Below are 608 nucleotides of genomic sequence, written 5' to 3'. Positions count from 1 at the left end.
AGTCAAAGTGATCAGTTATTCGCCGCAAGGTATTTGGAATCAGCTCTATCTCGCGCTTATTGCGTTTGCCCTGTGCACATGGGTTCGACTGCAAGCGAAGACGACCAAAACGACGTGGGACATACTTCAGCTGATTCGGATGTATGCGACTCACCCATGGAAGGAGATGGTGAGGGCGATGCAGAGGTTGCCGACGCGAAAGTCGAAAGGTAGGCAACGACTGCAAAAGCCTCGAGAACCCATGCCTGTGTTGAAAAAGTGGATGAGCCGATAACGAAACTAAAATAGAAAATTCCACAAAAAGGAAAACGATGCCACGTTTAAGAGGCGGCTCTCCTTTTGGTTCATGTCATCAAACACCCATTGTAAAAATATTGAACAAATGATTAAAATTATAAATCTGGCTTTGTGGTGGGTGTTGGATGTTAGCTTTTTTGCATGGCTAGTGCCTGATAGACCGCTAATTCCTCCAATTGCCTGCTTTCCTCCATTTAACGGCCTGGTAGAAGCCGTCGATTAACTGTGGCTAAACACAACGCCTTCTCTCCCACTCGGTAATTTTGCGAGTTCATGTGGGACAGGAGGCGTTTTTTGACGTGCTTGCTGCA

At 46.5% G+C, this 608-nt stretch carries 1 pseudogene; it reads left to right on the top strand.

Annotation, left to right across the window (positions count from 1 at the left end):
- Positions 1–274, top strand: a pseudogene (locus ACFFT4_RS32370) (hypothetical protein); the annotation flags it as partial.
- Between the last annotated feature and the right edge of the window lie 334 nt (positions 275–608).

Source organism: Cohnella cellulosilytica, assembly GCF_042431195.1.
Classification (GTDB): domain Bacteria; phylum Bacillota; class Bacilli; order Paenibacillales; family Paenibacillaceae; genus Cohnella; species Cohnella cellulosilytica.
The sequence above is the reverse complement of the archived record's forward strand: the minus strand, read 5'-3'. Positions and strand labels throughout refer to the sequence as shown.